We start from the raw sequence: 2,636 nt of genomic DNA on the forward strand, positions 1-2,636 counted from the left end.
AGCAGTTCCAGCGCCTTCTCCACTTGGCGGTGGTCGGTGGGGACACGGTGGATCGCGAGCCTGCCGGGGGCCATCTCGCTTTCCGCCTGCCCGGGCAGGCGCGGTGCGATCGCGAACGGCTCGACCGCCGCGCCCAGCGCCTCGACGAGCTTGCCCAGCACGATCGCCACCGACCCTGATTGCGGGCCCGCGCCCTTCAGGCTATCTCGCGGTTGGCTGACGAACGCGACGCGGAGGGTCGTCATCGACCCGCCACCCCGGCCGCCCTACCGTTCCCGTCGGCAGACGGCAATTTCGGATGCAGCACTCTGCCCAGTCTCGACCGCCATCCGCCCACGGCGCCGTCCATCCAGCATTCGATGGGGCCGGCCGATCCCGGCCCGGGCGACGAGGTAGCCGCGGCTTGTGGCAGCGTAAACGCCGCTGCGGGTCACAGGCTGCGTATCGGCCTGATCCCGGCCGAGGATGTGGTGCCCCTGCAGCAGGCCCTGGCCCGGGCCTGTGCGGCACGGGCGGTGGAACTGGTCGTCCTGGCGGCGGATGGCGCCCCTGAGGGGGAACCGCTTGCAGCGGTGGTCGACCTGCGGCCGGACGCGCGGGACGAAGGCCCGCCCAGCCGGTTCGGCACCTGGCGCTTTTGCTGGGATGGACTGCGGAGCGTGACGCTGGCCGGCGTCGCGGCGTTGCAGGCCAGCCGTCGCGATGCAGGCGTTGCGCTGATGGCCGGCGACTCCGTGCTCGAGCGCTGCTGGATCAAGACGGTCAGCCACAGCCTGGCCAAGACCCAGGACCGGCTGTTCGCCGCGGCCGCCACCATGCCGCTCCGGATGGTGCTGCTGCTGGCAGCCGGGATCACTCCATCCCCGCCTGCGGAGCCGGCCGAGGCGCCAGGACGAGCGCGGGCCGCCCGGCTGACCAAGGCAGCGCACCGGCTGACCAAGGCAGCGCAGTTGCGCAACCTCGCTCGGAGGATCCTGCGCGAGGTCTGGGAGGAGCAGTGGCGGGTGGGCGTGCTGGACCAGACGCCCGAGCAGCTCGTGGCAGGGCCGGACGCCCGGCGGATCACTTGGCTGCCGGCGCGGCGGCAAGGCTATCATGCCGACCCGTTCGGCCAGGCGGGGGCGGCCGGCCGGGCGGAACTGCTCCTGGCCGAGGCCTATGACTTCCGCGAGCGCCTGGGCTACCTCGTGGCGATCGGCCGGGACGGCAGCGAGCGCACCGTGTTGCGCGAGCCGTTCCACCTGTCCTACCCGCAGCTCGTCGAGCATGACGGCCAGACCTGGCTGCTGCCGGAGGCGAAGGCGGCGGGCCTGGTCCGGCTGTATCGCGGCGACCCGTTCCCCGAGCGGTTCGTGCCAGGGCCGGTGCTGATCGAGGGGCTGGCCGCGGCCGACCCGACCCTGTTCCGTGACGGCCAGGGCTTCTGGCTGTTCACTGGCGACGGCGCCGCCCAGGACGAGACCAACCTCGTGCTCTACCACGCGCCGGCGCTGCTGGGGCCCTGGACCCCCCACCCGATGAACCCGATCAAGGTGGACCTGGGCTCCGCGCGGCCGGCCGGACCATTGTTCCGCGCCGGAGGCAGGCTGTGGCGTCCTGCCCAGGACTGCCGGACGACCTATGGTGGTGCCATCGTGCTCAACGAAGTGCTGACGCTGACACCCGAGCTGTATCTGGAGCGGCCGGGCCCGGTGCTGCGGCCGGATCCGGCCGGCCCCTGCCCGCACGGCCTGCACACTCTCACCCCGTTCGGCCCGGGCTTCCTGGTCGACGGCAAGCGCGAGTTTCGCTCGCTGCGGCGCTGGCTGACCGGCCTGAGGTCGCTGGCCGGTGGCTGATCGCTTGCCGCGGGGCACCGACATGGCGCAGGCCGCGCCGAAGGCCCCGCCGGATCATCGCAGCACGGTCCGCGCCCTGACCTTCAACATGGCCTCGATCGTCGTCGGCAAGGTGATCGCGGTGGTGATCGGCCTGGTCAGCATCGCGCTGATCACCCGGGCGCTGGGCCCGGAGGGCTATGGCGCGTACCGCACGATCCTGACCTTCGTCTCCTTCGTCAGCATCGCGTCGGACCTCGGCCTGCAGATCGTGGTGCTGCGCGAGCTGGGGCGGCCCGGCCGTGACCATGCCCGGCTGATGGGTGCGGCCATGCTCCTGCGCATGCTGCTCTCGGCAGCCGTGATGGCGGCAGGTGCGCTGGTCAGCTTGGTGATGCCCTACGATTCCACGATCGTGCAGGGCATCCTGGTGGCAGCGCCCTATTACGTCGTGTTCCAGGCTGCGATGATGCTGCAGTCCGTGTTCCAGCGCCACCTGCGCCAGGGCCAGCAGGCGATCTCGGAGACGATCGGCGGGCTGGTCATGCTGGGGCTGGTATGGCTGGCGGTGCAGGCCGATGCCGGGGTGGTGCCGATGGTGGGTGCTATGCTGGGCGGCGGCATCGTGCAACTGCTGGTCGCCTGGCCGCTGGCCCAGCGGCTGCAGCGCTTCCGCTTGAGGGTTGACCTGCCGATCTGGCGGGAGCTCCTGGCGACCGGCCTGCCGATTGCCGGCTCCAGGGTGATCCTCAGCACCATCCTGCGCGGCGACATCCTGCTCCTGTCGCTGCTCGCCACGGACGCCGCGGTCGGCCTCTA

3 protein-coding genes are annotated in these 2,636 nt (G+C 71.7%); 2 read left to right on the forward strand and 1 reads right to left on the reverse strand.

The window, feature by feature from the left end; genetic code table 11:
• Positions 1-245 (reverse strand): hypothetical protein (locus EQG76_RS01670; protein ID WP_159710029.1); only part of this gene is annotated, 245 nt, incomplete at its 3' end.
• Positions 246-470: 225 nt separating this feature from the next.
• On the opposite strand from EQG76_RS01670, the gene EQG76_RS01675 reads away from it, so the two are divergent.
• Both EQG76_RS01675 and EQG76_RS01680 read left to right on the forward strand, forming a co-directional pair.
• Complete coding sequence (locus EQG76_RS01675) at positions 471-1,838, forward strand: glucosamine inositolphosphorylceramide transferase family protein (protein WP_159710031.1); 1,368 nt, start codon at positions 471-473, stop codon at positions 1,836-1,838.
• On the forward strand, positions 1,831-2,636 hold an 806-nt coding region (locus tag EQG76_RS01680; protein WP_159710033.1), incomplete at its 3' end, for an oligosaccharide flippase family protein. The genes EQG76_RS01675 and EQG76_RS01680, both read left to right, overlap by 8 nt.

The organism is Geminicoccus flavidas (assembly GCF_009806515.1).
GTDB classification, from domain to species: Bacteria; Pseudomonadota; Alphaproteobacteria; order Geminicoccales; family Geminicoccaceae; genus Geminicoccus; species Geminicoccus flavidus.